The sequence below is a fragment of the Labrys sp. ALF-8 genome, assembly GCF_059699065.1.
The window spans coordinates 3,566,827-3,586,402 of sequence record NZ_AP048537.1; the positions used below are offsets into that span (position 1 = coordinate 3,566,827).

The 19,576-nt window shown below is 61.5% G+C and carries 16 protein-coding genes, 1 tRNA gene and 1 riboswitch; of the genes, 11 read left to right on the plus strand and 6 right to left on the minus strand.

Annotated features, from left to right (window positions below):
- The first annotated feature begins 4 nt into the window (after positions 1-4).
- A complete protein-coding gene (locus tag AC6H34_RS16380) occupies positions 5-712 on the plus strand; it encodes a response regulator transcription factor (RefSeq protein ID WP_448148848.1) in 708 nt (235 codons plus the stop codon).
- Between the two features lie 483 nt (positions 713-1,195).
- Positions 1,196-1,729: a hypothetical protein gene (locus AC6H34_RS16385; RefSeq protein WP_497539435.1), complete on the plus strand. Its 534-nt coding sequence runs from the start codon at positions 1,196-1,198 to the stop codon at positions 1,727-1,729.
- A gap of 224 nt (positions 1,730-1,953) precedes the next feature.
- Here AC6H34_RS16385 and AC6H34_RS16390 read toward each other — a convergent pair whose 3' ends face one another.
- Positions 1,954-2,169, minus strand: coding sequence for a hypothetical protein (locus tag AC6H34_RS16390; RefSeq protein WP_497539436.1), 216 nt, complete (start codon positions 2,167-2,169; stop codon positions 1,954-1,956).
- Between the two features lie 1,241 nt (positions 2,170-3,410).
- On the opposite strand from AC6H34_RS16390, the gene AC6H34_RS16395 reads away from it, so the two are divergent.
- Genes AC6H34_RS16395 through AC6H34_RS16420 form a run of 6 tightly spaced genes read left to right on the plus strand, consistent with a single transcriptional unit; the run spans position 3,411 to position 10,095 of the window.
- Entirely contained in the window at positions 3,411-5,054 is a 1,644-nt protein-coding gene (locus tag AC6H34_RS16395) for a putative bifunctional diguanylate cyclase/phosphodiesterase (RefSeq protein WP_497539906.1), read from the plus strand.
- 43 nt (positions 5,055-5,097) lie between these two features.
- Complete coding sequence (locus tag AC6H34_RS16400; RefSeq protein WP_448148844.1) at positions 5,098-5,622, plus strand: ubiquinone biosynthesis methyltransferase UbiE; 525 nt, start codon at positions 5,098-5,100, stop codon at positions 5,620-5,622.
- Positions 5,619-6,803 (plus strand): methyltransferase domain-containing protein, encoded by a 1,185-nt coding sequence (locus AC6H34_RS16405; RefSeq protein WP_448148843.1) that lies wholly within the window; start codon positions 5,619-5,621, stop codon positions 6,801-6,803. The genes AC6H34_RS16400 and AC6H34_RS16405 overlap by 4 nt, the downstream gene beginning before the upstream one ends.
- Positions 6,800-9,175, plus strand: coding sequence for a SpoIIE family protein phosphatase (locus AC6H34_RS16410; protein ID WP_448148842.1), 2,376 nt, complete (start codon positions 6,800-6,802; stop codon positions 9,173-9,175). Before AC6H34_RS16405 ends, AC6H34_RS16410 begins: the two co-directional genes overlap by 4 nt.
- Positions 9,176-9,179: 4 nt before the next feature.
- Positions 9,180-9,740, plus strand: coding sequence for a slr1658 superfamily regulator (locus AC6H34_RS16415; protein ID WP_448148841.1), 561 nt, complete (start codon positions 9,180-9,182; stop codon positions 9,738-9,740).
- 4 nt (positions 9,741-9,744) lie between these two features.
- Positions 9,745-10,095, plus strand: a complete 351-nt coding sequence (locus tag AC6H34_RS16420; protein ID WP_497539437.1) for a slr1659 superfamily regulator — start codon at positions 9,745-9,747, stop codon at positions 10,093-10,095.
- Between the two features lie 436 nt (positions 10,096-10,531).
- On the opposite strand, the gene AC6H34_RS16425 is transcribed toward AC6H34_RS16420, so the two are convergent.
- From AC6H34_RS16425 to AC6H34_RS16435, 3 genes are all read right to left on the minus strand, one after another.
- Positions 10,532-10,608, minus strand: a tRNA-His gene (locus AC6H34_RS16425).
- A gap of 134 nt (positions 10,609-10,742) precedes the next feature.
- On the minus strand, positions 10,743-11,192 hold the full coding sequence (locus AC6H34_RS16430; RefSeq protein WP_448148839.1) for a phasin: 450 nt from the start codon (positions 11,190-11,192) through the stop codon (positions 10,743-10,745).
- Positions 11,193-11,633: 441 nt separating this feature from the next.
- Complete coding sequence (locus AC6H34_RS16435; protein WP_448148838.1) at positions 11,634-12,014, minus strand: phasin; 381 nt, start codon at positions 12,012-12,014, stop codon at positions 11,634-11,636.
- A 180-nt stretch (positions 12,015-12,194) separates the two neighbouring features.
- Here AC6H34_RS16435 and AC6H34_RS16440 point away from each other — a divergent pair, with 180 nt between their 5' ends.
- The 3 genes from AC6H34_RS16440 to AC6H34_RS16450 all read left to right on the plus strand — a co-directional run bounded on the left by AC6H34_RS16440 (position 12,195) and on the right by AC6H34_RS16450 (position 16,876).
- Entirely contained in the window at positions 12,195-15,212 is a 3,018-nt protein-coding gene (locus tag AC6H34_RS16440; protein ID WP_497539438.1) for a PAS domain-containing sensor histidine kinase, read from the plus strand.
- Positions 15,213-15,243: 31 nt separating this feature from the next.
- Positions 15,244-15,421: riboswitch (cobalamin riboswitch) on the plus strand.
- A 43-nt stretch (positions 15,422-15,464) separates the two neighbouring features.
- A complete protein-coding gene (gene bluB, locus AC6H34_RS16445) occupies positions 15,465-16,223 on the plus strand; it encodes a 5,6-dimethylbenzimidazole synthase (RefSeq protein ID WP_497539439.1) in 759 nt (252 codons plus the stop codon).
- Positions 16,224-16,252: 29 nt separating this feature from the next.
- The gene (locus AC6H34_RS16450) at positions 16,253-16,876 is read left to right on the plus strand and encodes a tellurite resistance TerB family protein (protein ID WP_497539440.1); all 624 of its coding nucleotides are present in this window, start codon (positions 16,253-16,255) and stop codon (positions 16,874-16,876) included.
- 21 nt (positions 16,877-16,897) lie between these two features.
- Here AC6H34_RS16450 and AC6H34_RS16455 read toward each other — a convergent pair whose 3' ends face one another.
- A complete protein-coding gene (locus tag AC6H34_RS16455; RefSeq protein WP_497539441.1) occupies positions 16,898-17,758 on the minus strand; it encodes a hypothetical protein in 861 nt (286 codons plus the stop codon).
- Between the two features lie 200 nt (positions 17,759-17,958).
- On the minus strand, positions 17,959-19,554 hold the full coding sequence (gene aceB / locus AC6H34_RS16460) for a malate synthase A (RefSeq protein ID WP_497539442.1): 1,596 nt from the start codon (positions 19,552-19,554) through the stop codon (positions 17,959-17,961).
- Positions 19,555-19,576: the final 22 nt, after the last annotated feature.

The window sequence follows — 19,576 nt, forward strand, 5'->3', positions numbered from 1 at the left end:
TGTTATGCGGACACTGGTACATTTGATCGATGACGACCTGTCGTTTCGGACGGCGCTGACGCGCCTGCTGCGGGCTTTCGGCTTCGATGTGGAAGGCTATCGGTCGGCGGGAGACTTCCTGAAGAACCGTCCCGACGGCAACATCCCCTCGTGTATCCTGCTCGACGCCCAGATGCCGGGCCTGAGCGGGCCGGAGCTGCAGGAGCGCCTGGCCAAGCTCGGCTCGACCCTGCCGATCGTCTTCCTCACCGGTCACGGCGACATTCCGATGAGCGTCCGGGCGATCAAGGCGGGCGCGGAGGATTTTCTCACCAAGCCGGTGTCCAAAGACACGCTGATCAGCGCGATCAATCGCGCGATGGGCACCTATTCGGTGATGCGGGAGCGCGACCTGCATCTTCGCTGCCTGCGGGTCCGGGTGGCCAGCTTGACCCCCCGGGAGCGGGAGGTCTTCGAACTCGTCGTCCAGGGCAAGCTCAACAAGCAGATCGCTTATGAGCTCGGCACCACGGAACGGACGATCAAGGCGCACCGGCACAAGGTTATGGAAAAGATGCAGGTCCGCTCGCTGGCGGAGCTCGTGTCGATCGCCGAGCGACTGGGGACCTTGTCCAGCGCCCGCATGAGTTCGGACGACGCCCTGCAGTCCTTGAAAAGACAAGCCTTGGAGATGGCCGCGGCCATGAAGAACAGCGTGCCGGACTGGTCCTAGCCAATCATTGTCACAAAGGACAACAGACATCGCTATCTGTCGGTGGCATCCTCCCTGGCAGCTAATATTGCTGGGGAGGGCGCAACTTCTCTCTTCGGCTTCCCTCGAACACTGTCCGTAGCGCCATCACCATCTAAGTGACCGGCCCATAGGTTTGAACTATTGGCTCGGCAGCATGCGAAGTGGCTTTCGCCTTCGCATCACTATCGAAGGGAACATTCCCCATCATGACCTTGACCAGCTCGAGTGCCACGAGTCCGAGGCATGGTGGATGGATCGCGCAGGGAACGGGAATATCCAATCTGCCCCCCGGGGGAGATTGACAGCAAAGGGAAGATGGCTGGGGGCCGAGCGTGACGTTTGCTTCCGCGTGCTGCCCCGACCGGGTGGTCACGCGACATCAATCAAACTCAATTCAACATAGGGAGGTCCTCCGTGCCGAAACGCATTGCCCTGACGTTGGCCTTATCGATCGCATTAGGCATGACAGCTTGTGCACCCGGGCCGCGAATAGAGAGCGAGACCGTGGTCGTGGCGGGGCTGGGAGCCGTGCAGATCGAGAGAATCGATGTAACGGTCGTGAGCGTCGATCCGCGCAGCCGGACAGTCGTCGTGCAGCAGGGGAACTACGCGTGGCTCGTTGACGTTCCGCCGATATTCGGCGATCTCCAGCACATCCAGGCGGGGGATCGGCTCCAAATCAGGCGGGCTGACGGTGCGGTTCTAGCCATGCGGCGTGCCAGGAAAGGCGAGAAGCCAAGCGTCGTATACACCGAAGCAGTGAGCGAGCCGAGGTTCCAGAACCTCCCTGACAAATACGTGCTGCATTCGGTGACGTTGACCGCGAAGTTCGACAGCTTCGATCCCTCCTCCGGGATTGTCCATTATATCGGCCCCGCAGGTCCCAACTCGCTCAGGGTGAAGGATCCCTCTGTCCAGGCCGATCTCGGCAGGTTGCGCAAGGGCGACATGGTGAGCCTGACATTCACTGAGGCCTTCCACATCTTGAAGGAATAGAATCCATTGCCCTCCGACTGGTGGGGAACGGATCTCGGATCACGCAAGCGCCAGACAGGCTTCATTCCCCTATCCGGGGTGCTTCGCTTGCTTCTTCCCCCGCCGGCCACTTGGCGCCCTTCCAATTCCTGGAGGGCGCCATTTTCGTGAACCATTGCTGCCTTGCCTCCGAGACGAGAGGGCGGAACCCGGCCGCCGCCTTTTGTCGGCAACTGGTCAGGCATTCAGATATGGTGGCAACTGTGCTCCCATACCCAGTGCCGATGATGATGGCTTCTCACCAGGACGCGATGGTTACGGCAGACGACATGTCCATCGTGTCCATAGTGATGGTAGGGCCCATAGTAATAAGGATGATCATAATAGAGATCATCATGGTAGTAGGGGCCATAGTAGGGATCGTAGTAGGGATATCCGGCGCCGATCCAAGGAAAACCCAAGCCCAGATAGATTCCGAAGCCTGCCTGCGCAGGTGATGATGCTGCAACCATGACGCACACGGTCACGAATACAGCGATGGCAATTGATGCAAGCTTGCGGGGCATTGTGGACCTCTCACTGGCCAGTGCAGTTCATTGGGATGTTCGCCCGGCCCGAGGACGGTGCCTGGGGCGGAATGCGCGAGATCGACACCTTCCGACGTAACCCTTTGTCAATCAGGGTATTTTTGCTTCTTGGCAATTTGTCCCGAAGGCGTGACACGCCAGGTCTCACCGGCGGGACGTTGGAAAGCTGGACCGATCCGGCAATTGGTCATCGGTCGGCTCATCAAGATCGCGAGGGGACATTGCTTCCCATCGCGCGTCATATTCGATCGTCGTAACGAGTAGCGTATTGATCTCGTCTGAACTCTCGTCAGTTAAGCAAATTCAGATGGAAAAATCTATTGTACTTAAGGGCATTGGTTACACCTGCATCAATTTTTATTCAATATAAACGCCATTTCGTAGAGAACTTCGTGCAATAAGATTTTTGAGAATATTTAATCATCCTCGTAGGAATTGCTGTACATGTTCCTGCTCTCGGCTTCTCCTAAGTGGGATCCGGATTGCGTTAGGCACCCCGATGGCCCATGGGCTGCCTCTCGCGCGACGGAGAACAATTTCTCGATTTCCCTGTCGAGCCCGGCAGTCGGTTCGCCGCGTACGAGAAAGACAGTCTGAGCCGTGTCGGCGCCGACCGAAAGGACATCGTCGACTTAACCGTCAGCTAGATCAATTCGGGCAATATTTTTTCCGAGTTCAGCTTTAATCAAATCGCTGGTTCCCAACGTGGCATTACATGCGAGCCCAGTTTGACGAGCCCGCGAGCAACAAGACTTCAGCGGAGACTGCCCGCGGCACCCAGCCAACTTCAATTCTTGAATTTTTTCCTGCTGCCCTTGGGTGTAATCTACCCCGAGAACGCCTCGATCAATAAGCTTCCTATACGTAAGTAATGATCGTTCATTTATTTGAACTGTTGCACCAAAGTTACAGTTTTTCCCGATCTCCTTGTTTATGAATCGAGGAAACACTGATTTAAATGCACCGTGGTTTTCCACTGGAGGCTTTGTGAAGATGAACCGTCGCGGTAGCCTTCTTAAGTGACCTCGGGAGATGCGGAATTGCGCCGCTTTTGGAGTAGGTTTGGGTTTCCGAAAGGCGGGGCGGCCGGGGCGGGCGAAACCGCGGCCGGCGGTATGATGCTGGAGGAGCTGCTCGACAACACCAGCGAGTTGATCTCCATCTATGATCGCGATCTGAGACTCGTCCAGTGCGCGGCGCGGCTCAGGATATTGCGCGGCGATGCAATATCGGTTGGTGCAAGCCTTTTCGACCTTTATCCTGGCCTCGCTTCCGGTGATGCGCGGGAGGCACTTGACCGGTTGCTCACCAATGGAGCTCCCGTGGTCGTCAACGTTGCCATCGCGCCCAATCGAGAGTTGCGGCTGCGGGCGTTTCCGACCGGCGCCGGGCTTGGCTTGATCGAAGTGGCGGAGAGCGCGGCGGCGGCAGCGATCGCCGAACATGGCAAGCTGCTGCACCAGGCCACGCATGACGTGTTGACCGGCCTGCAAAACCGGCAGCGCCTCAGCGAGCGGCTCCACGAGATCTTGGCCCCGCGCAACGGCGTACTGGCCCCTTCGGCTCTGATGCAGATCGATCTCGACGACTTCAAGTCGGTAAACGATACGTTGGGCCACGGCACCGGTGACGAATTGCTCAAGCTCGCCGCCAACCGGATTCGAAGCGTGCTGCAGGAGGGCGACTCTGCGTTTCGCTACGCTGGCGACGAGTTCGCGATCATTCAGTACGACAAGGATCCGAGCGAGGCGGAAGGCGTCGCGTTGGCCCTTGTCGACGCATTCAAGGCTCCCTTCATCATCAACGACATGCCGCTCTTCGTCGGCGCCAGCGTCGGCATTGCCTTCGGCCCCCAGCATGGGACCGAAAGCGAAGAACTCATGAAGGCGGCCGATATCGCGCTTTACGCCGCCAAGCGCGACGGCCGCGGCTGTATGAGGGTCTTCAATCGATCAATGATGCTCTTGATCGAGCAAAGGGAGAACCTGCGGCGCAGCCTGCGCATGGCGCTGGAACGGCAGGAACTCCTGCTGGAATATCAGCCGCTGCTTCGTTCGTCGGGGAAGGTCGTCGGTTTTGAGGCGCTGCTCCGCTGGAACCATCCGGAGATCGGGCGAATTCCGCCCAATGTTTTCATTCCGATCGCCGAATCCGATGGGCTCATGGAGGATATCGGCCGCTGGGTACTGAGCGAGGCCTGCCGGCAGGCAATGACCTGGCCGGACTCCCTCAACATCGCCGTCAACCTGTCGCCGGCGCAGTTCCTCGGCGGGTCGCTCACCGACACCGTGGCCCAGGTCATCGACAGCACCGGCATCAGGGCCGACAGGCTGGAATTGGAAATCACCGAATCTGTGTTGCTGGAACAGACGGTGGACAACCTGGATACTCTGAACACGCTCAATGTGCTCGGAATCCGCATTTCCCTGGATGATTTCGGCACGCACTATTCGTCACTCAGCTACCTCAAGAATTTTCCTTTCGACTCTTTGAAGATAGACCAATACTTCGTCCACGATCTCGAGAGCGACGGGAAAAGCCAGACGATCGTACGGGCGATCATCGCCCTGGCCCACGGCCTCGACATGATGGCCATAGCCGAAGGCGTCGAGACCGCCGCGCAGGCTCAGTGGCTGATCGACGAAGGCTGCGACTTGCTCCAGGGTTACCACCTCGGCCTAGTCATGAGTGCGGAGGTGGCACGGGTTTTTGCATCCAAGGGTGGGGCCTCGCGCAGGCGCCGCGAGCGCATCAATTGAAGTCAACACCTACACGCCGGGCATCGCAACAGTAGAGAGTGATATGTCGCCGCAATCCACGCACGACACTAAAGCGGATCATGATTTCCGCATGATGGTACAGATCGACATGGAAATGGCGGCGTTCCACTCCAACTGGACGCATTGCGATTATATTGCCACCTACCTGGCGCGCACCATAAGCCACAACCGGCCGGATTCCGTGTTGTTCGCCAACCTGTTTTCGTCCGCGCTGAACGAGTTGCTGGAAATCACATTCAGAAGCCGTCACGCTGGCGGCACCTTCGTCTGCAGGATATCGCGCCAGGGCAGCATCGACAGGGTTGAGCTCACCTTCACCTCCACGAAGGAGGAGCAGCGCTTTTTTGAACATGCCGTGGCCCGCATCCGGGGCGGTGACGCCGAAGCCGACTACATGAGCTCGTTGTCCGGCGATCCCGGGCCCAGCCGCGACATACTGCTTGTCGAACTCGCCGTGAGCTACAATGCGACAGTCAGCATCAACGCGCATGACAATGACACCATCACGCTGGTCGTCGACCTCCCACTCGGGGGCCTGACACATTGACCGCGGTAACCTTTGCCAACAAAGCGCGCTTCAAGGCGCAATTCGACCTGAACAATCAGGAGTTTTCGCTTTCCGGCACGCTGCGCCCGCAGTCCGTCGACGAGATCGCGCCAAGCCTGGCGCTGTTCAAGGACTCGATCGATCGCGTAAGCGGCGTGCTGTACGTGAATGTCCGGCGCCTCGGACAGATGAACAACACCGCCTTCCATGCCTTCGCGCGAGTGATGCTGGACGCCAGCCGTATCAGGCCGGACCTGCGGTTCGTCGTCGTGACATCAAGCGTTGTAGGCTGGACGACGGAGAAATTCGGCCGGCTGAGCGTGATCGAGCCGGCGATCAAGGTCGAGGAGTACGACGCCGACTTCTACCCCTTCCAGAGCATTCTCGAAGAAAGCCGCTTCTTCCCGGTTCTGCGCACTCAGACCAAGATGACATGGCGCCATGAACGCAACATCCTGCCGCGGCACGGCCTGAAGGAGAACATGGCGGTCGCGGATATCTGCTGCGGCATCGGCGATTTCGCGGCGCTCGTATACAAGGACTTCAAGCCCTCGCGCCTCGTCGCGCTCGACCATTCCAGGCCGAGCTTGACGTATGCGCGCCAGGTGGCCGCCGATTTTGACCTGCATGGCATCGAATATGTCTATGGCGATGCCGCGGAACTGCTGCTGGAAGACAATCAGTTCGACTTTGTCACCTGCCGGCACGCCCTGCAGGTTTTCCCCAAGCCCCAAATGATCCTCAAGGAACTCTTCCGGATCTGCAAGCCGGGCGGACGCGTCTACGTCACCAATGAAAAGGTCTCCCATTGCGTCGGCGAGCCGCGTAGCGAGACGATCAAATGGACCTATGAACAGGCAGCCAAGGTCTGGGCATATTTCGACATGGACATCGAATGCGGGCCCAAGAGCCGGCGCTACATGGTCGATTGCGGCTTCGAAAACATCAAGTTGGAGACCTTCATGGTCAGCAATCTCGATGGAGATCCGCAGGATTTCGCCGATATCGTGCAAGCCTGGGAAGACGCTTTCGTTGGCCAGATGTCGATCCGCCGAGGCGATACCCAGGAGTTCATGGACCGCTTCCGTCGCGGCTTCCAGGATCACATCTTCGCCGCGCTGCATCCCAGAGGCTATGCGGGCTGGCCAATCTGGGTGGCGTCCGGGACCAAGCCGCAATGACCGACGGCGCTGTCTCCCCACCCTGGCGCCGACGCCTTTCTCCCACGAGCTTTCGCGGCAAGTTCATTCTCGTGGTCGGCGCGGCAGTCCTGTTCGACATGCTGCTCGGCGGCGGTATCGCGCTGTGGAACGTGCAGCGCCTGTCTCGTGATGCAGCGGAACAGGTGGGCACCGGCCTGACCAAGGCCAGCCGCGAATATCTGCAGACCTATATCGACGCTACGGCGCTGCGGGCGAATCTTCTGTTCGAACGCGTGCATTCCGAAGTCGGCGTGCTGTCCGGATCGATGCAGGCTATGATCGATCATCCGGAGACCGCGAAGGCAATCGGAGACGCCATCGCCAAGGACCCCACCCTGTCGACACCCCTGGTCTACAATGCGGCGGGCGATTGGGTGCAGAACCTCCCGGGTGCCCCGGGCACGACCAGCGTCTGGAGCTATCTGCTCGACTCCAATCATCAGCCGACACCGGCCGCCCGGGATCGTGTGCGTGAAAGCGCGCTGTTCGATATTCTCGGCCCGACGCTGATGCAGACCGGATCCAAGAAGCTCCAGGTCTACTATGTTGGTCCGAAGGCTCTGCCCGTGATGCGTGCCACACCGGCCTCCGAACTCGCCCAGACCTTCGACAAGCTCTATCCCGGCCATAACAAGGCAAATTTCTGGGATTTCTTTTTTCCCGGCATCTACGAGGACTGGCAGACCTGGCTGGACAACCCGTCGAACCGGCCGCTCGATGACGTTACCACCATCACCGCGCCCTATATCGACGCGAATTCCGGTAAGCAGATCGTCTCGTTCTTTCGTCCGCTCTGGACAGCGGATCGAAAATCGGTTGCCGGCATGGCTGCGGCCGACGTCACCCTCGACCAGCTGACCGACCTTGTGCAGAGCGTGAAAGTCGCCGAAACCGGCTTCGGTTTCCTGGCCATGTCAAACGGTAATGTAATCGCCGTTAATCCAGCCGGCGAGCAGACGCTCGGCGTCGTCACCGCCAGCGGTGCCGGGGGACAGGGCGTCACGGGCCTGGACCGTTCGTTGAAGAAGAGCGACCAGCCGGCGATCGTCGCCTTGAGCATGCCCAGGGACAGCAAGCCGGATATCCAGCACATCCTCCTTAAGCAGAATGGCGAGGACGTCCCCTACATCGCCGTGCTCAAGCAACTCGAACCCACTAATTTGTGGAACAACGGGCCGATCGTGAAGGAGACGATGACGCTCGGCTTCCTGGTACCGGAACGGGAGATCTACGCCTCGCTGATCGCGGCGCAGTCCGACATCTCGGACGCGACCAACCGCATCCTGAAATATCAGATCCTGGCGGTGCTGTTCAGTTTGTTCGTGGTGTTCGTTGCGATCTTCGGCATTTCGAAGCGGATCACGGCGGGCCTCAGCGCCCTGGCCGCAGCGGCACGCCAGCTGCAGTCCAAGGACTACTCGGTCCGCGTTGACATCCCCACCAAGGATGAGGTCGGCGAAGTCGGCGTTGCCTTCAACCGCATGGCGGAGGAAATCTCCTACCATACCGAGAACCTCGAGCAGCTCGTCGAGGATCGCACCCGCGACCTCGAGAGCGCCAACACGGAGATTTCGTTGCTCAACGAAAAGCTCCGCAGCGAGAATATTCGCATGGGCGCGGAACTCGACGTAGCCCGTCAGATCCAGATGATGGTTCTGCCGAAGGACCGCGAGTTGTCGAAGATCTCGGGGGTGGAGATCGCAGCATATATGCGGCCGGCAGACGAGGTCGGCGGCGACTATTACGATGTGCTGCGCCAAGGGCGCAAATTCAAGGTCGGGATCGGCGACGTCACAGGCCACGGCCTGGAAAGCGGGGTTCTGATGCTGATGGTGCAGTCGGTTGCGCGAGCCCTACAGGAAACGGGCGAGGGCGACCCCTTGCAGTTCCTTGACCGGCTCAACCGGGCAATCTTCAAGAACCTGGAGCGAACCAATTCAGACAAGCATCTGTCTCTCGCCTTCCTCGACTATGAAGACGACAAGCTGACGCTTTCGGGCCAGCACGAGGAAGTCGTCGTCCTGCGCGCCGACGGCGGAGTCGAACGCATCGATACGATCGACCTGGGATTGCCGATCGGACTCGAAAAGGACATCCGGCCTTTCGTGGCGACTGTCAGCATACCCTTCGGGAGCGGCGACGTCGTCGTGCTGCATACGGATGGCGTGACCGAGGCAGAGGGCGCGAAAGGCGAGTTGTTCGGCTTGGATCGTCTTATCGAGAGCGCGCGTGAGCGTTACGGCTCGAGCGCCGAGGAAATAAAGGACGGGATCGTCAAGGACCTGATGACGCATATCGGCAGCACCAAGATTCACGACGACATCACGCTCCTTGTCATGAGGCATAGGTAACGTTATGACCACACTTTACGGACCGGCAGAGATCGTAATCGGCATGAACGAAAGCGTCAGCCGCGTCAGGCTGTTCGACGGCCCCCTTGACTTGAGATGGCATCATTGTGCGACGACGTCGGACTTCATAGCCGACCTGTTCGCACTGCCGTTTCATGCCTCGCGCCACGACTACCGCGAGGTCCGGCACAATATCGGCTACGTCGTCAACGAGTTGATCGAGAACTCGGTAAAGTTCCGCGAGCCCGGCGAGATCAGGGTCGAGGCGGCGATGGACGTCGACAGCTTCAAGGTGAAGGTTTCAAACGTCGTCAGCACCGAGGTGGCCACATCGTTCCAGGCCCTGCTGGCAGAGATCACCGTCGGTGATCCCGGCGACCTCCTGATCGAACGCATCGAGGCCAATGCAGCCGATCCGGAGGCTTCGACTTCCGGCCTTGGGCTGCTGACGCTGATGAGCGACTATGGCGCCCGGCTTGCTTGGATATTCAATCCCGTCGACGACGGCCGGCGCGTTCATGTCGAAACCTTCGCCGCCATTCCCCTCATCCAGTCGCAGCAGTGAAAGCATGACGCCTAATTTAGAGATCAAGTCGGACGAATACCGGGTCTGGGCCGAAGACAGCATCATCCACTTCGAAGGCATGATGCGGCTGTCGGGAACGGATGCCTATGCTCCGATCATGAGCCTGATGACCGAGATCCTGGCGACTGCGCCGCAGACGATCACGCTCGACCTGACGGGTCTTGAATTCCTCAATTCCTCGGGCATCAACCTGCTGGCAAAATTCACCATCGAGGTGCGGAAGCAGCCGGGGGTGGCGCTGGTCGTGCGCGGCAGTTCCGAGATTCCGTGGCAGCACAAGTCCCTGCCCAATCTCAAGAAGCTGCATCCGGCGGTTTCACTGGAAATCGACTGACACGGTTCTTTAGAGCGCTTTGCATTTTTACGGAATCGGCAGAACGCAAAAGGACGCGTCGAAAAACAAAGAGTTAGAGAACAGCGGCGTTTCTACCTAAACGCGCTTTGCTCTTGGCTCATGTGGGAGCAACTGCGCTCGCAGAAGCTCCAGGCCAGACTGGCCCTACGGTGGCGCTGCCGGCCTGCCACCGTGAAGCAGGTCGAAATCTGCATCTTGCGGCGATCCAACAAATGATACCGGATCAGGACGGCAGAGGCTCGATCGCCGCGGGATGAAACCCCGGTGGCAGGTCGGTGCTGCGGGCCTGCCGGGGAAGATGAGCTCTTGGCAAATCATTCGGCGAAGAAATCGAGCGCCGAGACATTTCTGTGAAACCTGAGCATGGGCTACAGATCTGTGGCACAGAAAACAAAGCAATATCAATGCTTTGTGATGGTACAGTTGGGTGGACTCGAACCACCGACCTTCGGAGCCACAATCCGACGCTCTAACCAACTGAGCTACAACTGCATCTGGGGATGCGTTTAGCGGGATCGTTCCGCATTTTCAAGTGCGGAGTTGCTCGAAATTTCGAGCTGTCCCACGATAAAAAGGCCCGGGGCGAACCCCGGGCCTCGCCTAAATATCAAGACGTGCTGAAAAACTCAGGCGACGCTCTTGAAAGTCTTCTCGACCTGGGCCTTGACCGGGGCGGCGGTCTCGTTGGCAACCTTCTGGGCGAGCTCGCCGAATTCCTTGGTCTGGGCCGTAACGGTTTCGGCCTGCTTGCGCAGGAAGGCGGTGTTGAGTTCGATCGCGTCGGAGAAGGTCTTCACGCCGAACAGGGCGATGGCATGGTCGAAGGTAGCATTGGTGTTGGCGCGCGCATTCTCCAGCACCTTGAGGCCGAGGGTCGAAACGCCCTTGGTGGCCGTGCTGTAGGTGGTCTCGAACGCGTTGGAAGCTTCGTCGGTCGCAGCCTTGATCTTGGTGTAGGTCTCCTTCGCCTGGGCAGCGCCCTTTTCGGCGAAGTCACGCACGGAAGCGGGGACTTCCAGCTTGGACAGATTCTCGAAGGCCAGTTCGGTTTCAGACTTGTTCTTGGCGGCAACCATGGGAAGCTCCTTGGGACAACGGGAAATATGGGCCTGTAGGCCTGGCGATACTTGGAGGGGCCTGCGGCTCAACGCGCTGCAACAAAGGCAACCTCAGCTGCCTCCTTTTATAGCAAATGCACTTGTGCGACGCAATATCATTGTTGCACTGCACAATCGTCGGATAATAGCTCGTTTTCCCCGGATTTTGGCCGTGAAGAGCCGTCCAAAGCGATCACTAAGCAGGAACTGAACCGGCATGTTTCAGCCGTGAACCGGTGGAATATTGCGCCGCAAAAGGTATGGACGTACAGTCCCGATGGAAACACGGGCCGTTTCGGCGATTTCGTGCGATAGGGTTTCCGCTACGGAAAATAAACTTGGCCAAAATCGGGCGAGATATGCTCTCGCTGCAAGACAGGGCTGCGCTTCAGCCATGTCTTGCAAGCTTTGCGAATGCCTTTACTTCTGAGGCTTGGCAACGTCCGAGGCAAGCTTGCTCGCCGAGGCGCCGATATCCTTGGCCTGCTCTCCGAAGGCCTGGAGCTGGCTCTTGATGAAGTCGCTCTGCAACTGCAGCACCTGCTGCGGGTCCTTGGCCTTCACGAGGCTGGACGCGAATTCGAGGGCGGCCGCCACATTCTGCTCGGCATAGGTCAGGGCCTTGCGCCCGATGTCCTTGCCTCCGGCCTGCAGCGTGTCCGTAGCGCCCTCGATGGTGCCGGCTGCCTTGTAGGCCGCGCCCATGAAGCCGTCGAAAGCCTTCCGAGCCTGGTCGACGCTTTTCTCGGCCATTTCGCGCATTTCGGAGGGAATCTCGAAATTGGGCGGTTTGGTTGTCATGTCATCATCCTCCACGGACCCGGCGGGTCGAGCGGACGATAGCGCAGCCTCGCGCTTTTAACCATGCCCCAGATCAGCGGGGGATGGAGGATGGCTGGTGATTTACCGTTTTGTTTTCCATCTGTATTCATACTTTGTTAGTCATTTCCGCAGGTTTCAGGGTTCGGCATGATCGAGGCAATGTTGCGTACCGCACTGCTTGCCGATCGGCGTCTTCAGGCGCTGATGGACGATCCTCGTCCGGCCTTCGTCTGGCATCTCGACGGGCGCTCGCTTGTGTGGGCGAATCGCTCCGGTGCCGAGAGCCTGGGCCTTTCGCCCGCGGACGTTACCCGCCAGCAGTCCAACGCCGCGCTGGTGGCCTTGGCGCCGCAGATCGCGGCCATCGCCCGCAAGCTGCCGCGCCCGGGAGCGATGCGGCTCGAACGCCTGCGCCCGCCGGGCATGGGCGCTCTCGATGCGCTTTCCTGCGCCTGCCGCTCCTTCGACGGTCCCGAGGGGTTTCTCGGCCTTCTCGTGCAATCTCTCGATCTCCCGCGTCGCGGCCGCCGGCAACAAGGTTGGGCACCACCTTCCGTGCCCGAAACCCTGCCGCCGCTTCCTGCGGCGGAGGATGCCGGGCTGACCAAGCCCTATGAGCAGAGCGGGGCCTGGAGCTGGGTCGATCTCGATGGAGAAAAGCCTGCCGCTGCGATCGAGGATGCACCGGCGCCCGCGATCGCCGAGCTCGTGAGGCCTGGTCCACGCCAAGTGGAATCCGCGCGACCGGCACCGGCGGCATCGATCCCGGTCCGCAGCAAGGCTGTCCGCTTCACTTTCCAGACCGATGCCGGCGGGCGCTTCCTTGCGGTTTCGCCGGAGCTTGCAGGGGTATTGGGCCACGCAGCCGCCGATTGGGCTGGCCGGCGCTTCGAGGAGATCGCGGCTGCCGCAGGTCTCGCGGAAAGCACCGCGATATCGGAAGCCCTGGCCGGTCGTCGCACCTGGACGGGCCTTACGCTGCTTTGGCCGGATCGAGCCAATGGCCAGGAGATTCCGCTCACGCTGAGCGCGTCACCCACGACCGGGGTCGAGGGGCGCTTCCAGGGCTTCAAGGGGTTCGGCGTCGCAGGACTTCCCAGGCCGATATCCGTCTCCATCGAGCCGGCGCCTCGGCCGGCCGCCTCGATCGTCTGGCAGGAAGCGGATCCCGCCGACGAGGACGAGGCAGGAATTGCCGCCGCCGCAACGCCGGCCGAGCCAGTTGCGCCGCCGCCTGTCCAGCCTGCTCGCCCGGTGCAGCGGGCCGCCGAGAGCAATGTGGTGCGCCTGCCGAGCAAGGCGGGTGGCGAGCGAGGCGGGCAGGATCGTCAGAACCAGGATCGCCAGAACCAGGATCGTCACGGCCCGGACCGGCACAGCTTGACGCCGACCGAGCGCATTGCCTTCCACGAGATCGCCAAGGCCCTCGGCGCGCGGATCGAAGGAGAGCCGCGCTCCCCCAAGGCCGAGCCCGCCAGATCCGAGATTTCCAGGCCGCGCGATGCCGAGGCTCCCAGGGCCGAGACGCCCAAGGCCGAAACAATCAAGGCCGAGGCAATCAAGGCCGAGGCGCCGAAGGCCGATGGGCCTGCGCGGGCCGGCCTGCCCGAGCGGGAGCCCTTGCTGCCGCTCGACATGGACGACGAGGTCCGCTGGCGCGAGGAGGCGGCTGCTTCCGATGCGGCGGAAGCGGATACGGAGCGCTCGATCAGGCTGGGCCGCCTCGACAAGGTGCCCGTGGCGCTGATCGATCGCCTGCCGATCGGCATCTTCATCGCCCGTGGCGAGGAGTTGCAATTCGCCAACCGCACCATGCTCGAACTGCTCGGCTATCCCGATGTCGACGCAATCCGCCACGATGGTGGGCTGGACCGCGTCTTCGCCGGCGCCGCTCCTGTCGCCAATGGCGAGGAGGCTGGTTCCGGCGTGCTGCTGAAGACGGCTTCCGGCGAAACCATCACCGTGGACGGCCGCGTGCAGACCACGCATTGGGACGGCGAGAGTGCGCTGCTGATCTCGGTGCGTCGCCCGCTCGGAGAGGCCAGCACCGAGAAGCTGCGCTTTGCCGAGCGCCGCGCCGAGGAGCTCCAGGCCGTGCTCGATACCGCGACCGACGGGGTGGTGATCCTGGACCGGGAAGGGCGCATCGTCAGCATCAACCGCAGCGCGGAAGCTCTGTTCGGTTATGAACAGCGCGAGATCGTGGGCAAGGATCTGCTCCTGCTTTTTGCGCCGGAGAGCCATCGGGCTGCCTATGACTATCTGGACAGCCTGCGATCGAACGGCGTGGCGAGTCTCCTCAACGATGGCCGCGAGGTTGTCGGGCGCGTTCGGCAGGGCGGTTCCGTGCCGCTGTTCATGACGATCGGGCGGCTCGGCGACGACGGCAGGCGTTTCTGCGCCGTGCTCCGCGACGTTACCTCCTTCAAGAAGGCGGAAGGAGAACTGACGGCGGCCAAGCGGCAGGCGGAGGAGGCTTCCTCGCAGAAGTCCGACTTCCTTGCGAAGATCTCCCATGAGGTGCGCACGCCCCTCAATGCCATCATCGGCTTCGCGGAGGTGATGATGGAGGAGCGTTTCGGCCCCATGGGCAACGAGCGCTATCGTTCCTACGCCCGCGACATCCACACCTCGGGCGAGCACGTCATCAGCCTGGTCAACGATCTCCTGGATCTCTCCAAGATCGAGGCCGGCAAGCTCGACCTCACCTTTTCGAGCGTGAACCTCAACGAGGTCGTGCAGCAATCGGTGAGCCTGATGCAGCCGCAGGCAGCGCGAGATCGCATCATCATACGCATGGCCCTCACCAGCGGCCTGCCCAATGTCGTGGCCGATGGGCGCAGCATGCGCCAGATCGTGCTGAACCTCCTGTCGAACTCGATCAAGTTCACCCAGGCCGGCGGCCAGGCGATCATTTCGACCACGCTTTCCGAACGGGGGGAAGCGGTGCTGCGGGTGCGCGACACCGGTGTCGGCATGACCGAACGCGAACTTGCCATCGCCATGGAGCCGTTCCGCCAGGTGGCCTCCACGACGCTGGGAGGCACCGGCCTCGGCCTGCCGCTTACCAAGGCGCTGGTGGAAGCCAATCGTGCCACCTTCGCCATACAGTCGACGAAGAATGCGGGAACCCTGGTGGAAGTGATCTTCCCCTCGACACGCGTGCTGGCCGAGTAGGCCGGCACTTTCCGCTCTCGCTGCTCCATGCTACATCCCCGTGACCTTCGGTGCCCGCCTGGCGGGAGAATCGGGAACGCGGTTCCAAGCCGCGACGTGCCCAACGCTGTGAGGGGGACCGGTCGGGCAGATGCCACTCGCCATCGCGGGGAAGGCGTCCGGGCGGGATGATCCCGAGTCAGAAGACCGGCCGGAGGCGATAGGTTCCCGTGCGCGGACGGCGCGGGGATTGCCATCGTCAGGGGACACTCGATGGACAACAGCCAGGCCCTTGCGGCTTGCGGGCCGTTCTCTTCGGCCGAACGGGACGCCGTCTACCGTGCCATCTATACGCGGCGCGACACGCGCAGCCAGTTCAGCCCCGAGCCGGTGCCGGACGAGGTGCTCGCACGCATCCTGCTCGCGGGACACCATGCGCCGTCGGTCGGCTTCATGCAGCCCTGGAATTTCGTGGTGCTGCGCAGCCTCGCGACCCGGCGCAAGGTGCAGGCGCTGTTCCGGGAGGCCAATGAGGAAGCGGCGGCCATGTTCCCGGCGGAGCGGCAGGCGTCTTATCGCGCGCTCAAGCTGGAGGGCATCGTCGAGGCACCGGTCAATCTGTGCATCACCTGCGATCCGGATCGTGCCGGGCCGGTCGTGCTGGGGCGCACCCACGACAAGGCCATGGACAGCTATTCCACCGTCTGCGCCGTCCAGAACATCTGGCTGGCGGCGCGGGCCGAGGGGATCGGCGTAGGCTGGGTCAGTATCATCGACCCCGCCAAGCTGCGTGCCATGCTGGGTATTCCCGACCGGGTGATTCCCATTGCCTATCTCTGCCTTGGCTATGTGCATGAGGCCTATGTCCGCCCCGAACTCGAAGTGAAGGGGTGGCGCAGGCGGCTCCCGCCTGAAGATGTACTGAACTTCGAGGGCTGGGGGCAGGCTGGGGCAAATGAGCCCTTGCTCGCTTTGATGCGGCAGGGCATGGAAGACGGGCCTGTACGGCCTTCCCCCCGCGGAATGTCCTGAAAGGGCGAGTCGGGGCTGAAGGCGGCATCATGGACTTCGTGCGTAAATGGGCGGGCTGGATCGCTGCCCTTGTGCTGATGAGCCTTCTGCTGCTGCAGGTTCCGCGTGGTGTCTTCTTCCTGGCCATAGCCGCAGGCGCCGGTGGTCTTTATTGGCTCATCCGGCGCAATGGGAAGATACAGGCGCGCGATGCCGCGGGCCGGCGTGACGCTCCCGCTCGCCCCCTGAACAAGGACCCCGATTCGCCTGATCCGGGCGCGCTCGCCCGTCGGTCACTGCACCAGATCCAGGACGTACGTCTTGCCGGCGTGGTGCTGATGATCCAGCTCGTGCGCACGGGCGCTCCGCTGACGGCCGCCGAGAAGAACGTCATCTATGATCTGATGGCCGATCCCCTGGGCATCGAGGATCGCCAGGCGATGTTCGAGGCGGCTTGGCAATTGACTGATCGCGGACGTGTTTTCTCGCCCGTTGCCGACGACCTCGCACCGCTGCTCGCAAGCCATCTCACGATGGACGAGCGGCTGGAGTTCATCGGCATGCTCTCGAAGGTCGCCAACGCCGAGGGCATGGCGAGCGATTTGCAGAAGGAAGCCATCGTGCGCCTCAAGCGCCGGCTGACCACCGTACGGGCCGACGACCCACGGCCGTGATGACGAGGCTGCGCCGCCGCGTCACTCGAACACGTTCGACAGCATCCGCCGCGACATCGCGCCATCCTTGAGAGCTCGCAGGCGGTGAGCAGCAATCACGAACAGGCCGATTACCCAGCCGCCCAGCAGCGGATAGATCAGCGCCACGAAGACGAGCAGGATCGTCCGGCCGAAGGCCGCAGGGGCGAGAGCATAGTCGAGACCGAGAACGATGCCCTGGTAAACGGCCATGATCAGGAGCGCCACGAAGGTCAGTCCCAGAAGCGGCCAGCGATAGCCGTCGGTCAGGTATTTGCTGCGGCTGAGGGATTCGATGGGGCCGAGTTCCTCCGTGATGCAGACGATGCCCGACAGGACATAGGGAAAGATCAGGTAGAGGCAGAGGAGCGCCACGCCGAGCGCCGCGATGGGGGCGAGGATGCCGATCACGGCCTGCAGGAAGGCTGCAATCAGGACGAGCACGAAGGCGATGACGACATAGGCGAACACGAAGATGAGGAGCAATCCGATGGCAGGCAGCGCCCTCTTCGCGCCGGTTACGGCGGCTTCCCTGTCGGAGACAGGGGCACCGACATAGCGATCAAGGAGGATGCGGATCATTGCACAGGAACAGACGATGGAGATGACGAAGATCACGACCTCCAGCGCGATGAAGCGACCCGTGTTCTCACGGATCATCTGTTCCATGGCGGCGCCGTCCTCGGAAAATATCGATTGGGAGCCCGAGCCGAAGGCGGCGACGGCGGCGATCAGAATAGGCAGGTTGAGAAAGAAGAGCGCGAGATAGCTCTTGACGCCGGTGTTGAAGGCGTCACTCACGATCTGTCCCACGCCGAGGGAGGCGTCGCCGCTGTAATGGGGATTGGGCGATGACATCGACATGGGTGCTCCGCGCAAGGACAGTCGGGTCGGCTGATTCCTGTCCATTTGCGGGGAGTTTGGCTGGAACGCCGGATGGCGCAAGCGAAATGTCGGCGGAGGGGCGTCGCTCGGGCGGCGGATCGGCACTGGTGCTTCGAACAGAAGGCCGATGCACTGCGGCCGCTGCCTGCGTCGTCGCAGGCAGCGGACGAGCAATCCGGTCACACGATCATCTGGTAGGCGGGCAGGGTGAGGAAGTCGGCGAATTCGGGTGCCAGCGAGAGCTGTTTGAACAGCTTCACGGCATCGGGGAAACGGCCACCCGAGAAGGCGGCATCGCCGACCTCGCCGCGCACGCGCTGCATCTCTTCCTCGAACACGCCTTCGAACCATGCCGGCGTCACCGCGATGCCACCTTCCAGCGTCACGCCATATTTGACGAACTGCCAGATCTGGGCTCGCGAGATCTCGGCCGTGGCCGCATCCTCCATCAGGTTGTAGATAGGCACCGCGCCGCGCCCGCGCAGCCAAGCCTCCATATACTGGACGCCGACGCGGACATTGTCGCGCAGGCCCTCGGCGGTGCGGGTCCCCTGGTGCACTTCCAAGAGCTCGGCCTTGCCGACCTGAACGTCCTCGCGCTTCTTGTCGAGCTGGTTGGCCTGCGGCATCAGGCGGTCGAACACTTCCATCGCCACCGGCACGAGATCGGGATGGGCGACCCAGGTGCCGTCATGTCCATCGCCGGCCTCGCGCTCCTTGTCGGCCTTGACCTTGGCGAAGGCGGCCTCGTTGGCGGCCGGATTGTTCTTGATCGGGATCTGCGCCGCCATGCCGCCCATGGCGAAGGCGCCGCGCCGATGGCAGGTCTTGATCAGCAACAGGCTGTAGGCCCGCAGAAAGGCCTTGCCCATCACCACCTGGCTGCGATCCGGCAGGATATAGGCCTGGTTCTTGGCGAGCTTCTTGATGAAGGAGAAGATGTAGTCCCAGCGCCCGCAGTTGAGGCCGGCGATGTGGTCGCGCAGTTCGTAGAGGATCTCGTCCATCTCGAAGGCGGCGGGCAAGGTCTCGATCAAGATGGTCGCCTTGATGGTGCCCTTCGACACGCCGAGGCTCTCCTGGGCCAGGAGGAAGACGTCGTTCCACAGCCTTGCCTCAAGATGGCTCTCGAGCTTGGGAATATAGAAATAAGGCCCGGAACCCTGTGCGAGCTGCGCCTTTGCATTGTGGAAGAAATAGAGGCCGAAATCGAAGAGCGACCCGGACAGCGGCTCCCCGTCCAGCGTCACATGGGCTTCTTCGAGATGCCAGCCGCGAGGGCGCACGATCAGCACGGCCGGATTGGGCTTGAGCGCATAGGCCTTGCCCGTGGTGGCATCGGTGAAATCGATCTTCCCGGCCCAGCGATCCCTGAGATTGATCTGGCCGTCGAGACAGTTCGACCAGGTGGGCGAGTTTGCGTCCTCGAAGTCGGCCATGAAGACCTTGGCGCCGGAATTCAGCGCATTGACGATCATCTTGCGATCGACAGGGCCCGTGATCTCGACGCGGCGATCGAGCAGGTCGGTGGGAAGGGCGGCGACCTGCCAGTCGCTCTCGCGGATATTCGTCGTTTCGGGCAGGAAGTCGGGGATTTCGCCGGCATCGAAGCGCTTCTGCCTCTCCGCCCGCTTGGCGAGCAGTTCCTTGCGGCGCCCGTTGAAGCGGCGCTGCAGCGTGGCGACGAATTCCAGGGCCTGCGGCGTCAGGATTTCATCATAGCGCGGGCCCATCGCGCCTGTGATGGCGAGACCGGTCGGGACAGAGTCAGGCATGGAAGGCTCCATATGGCGGAAA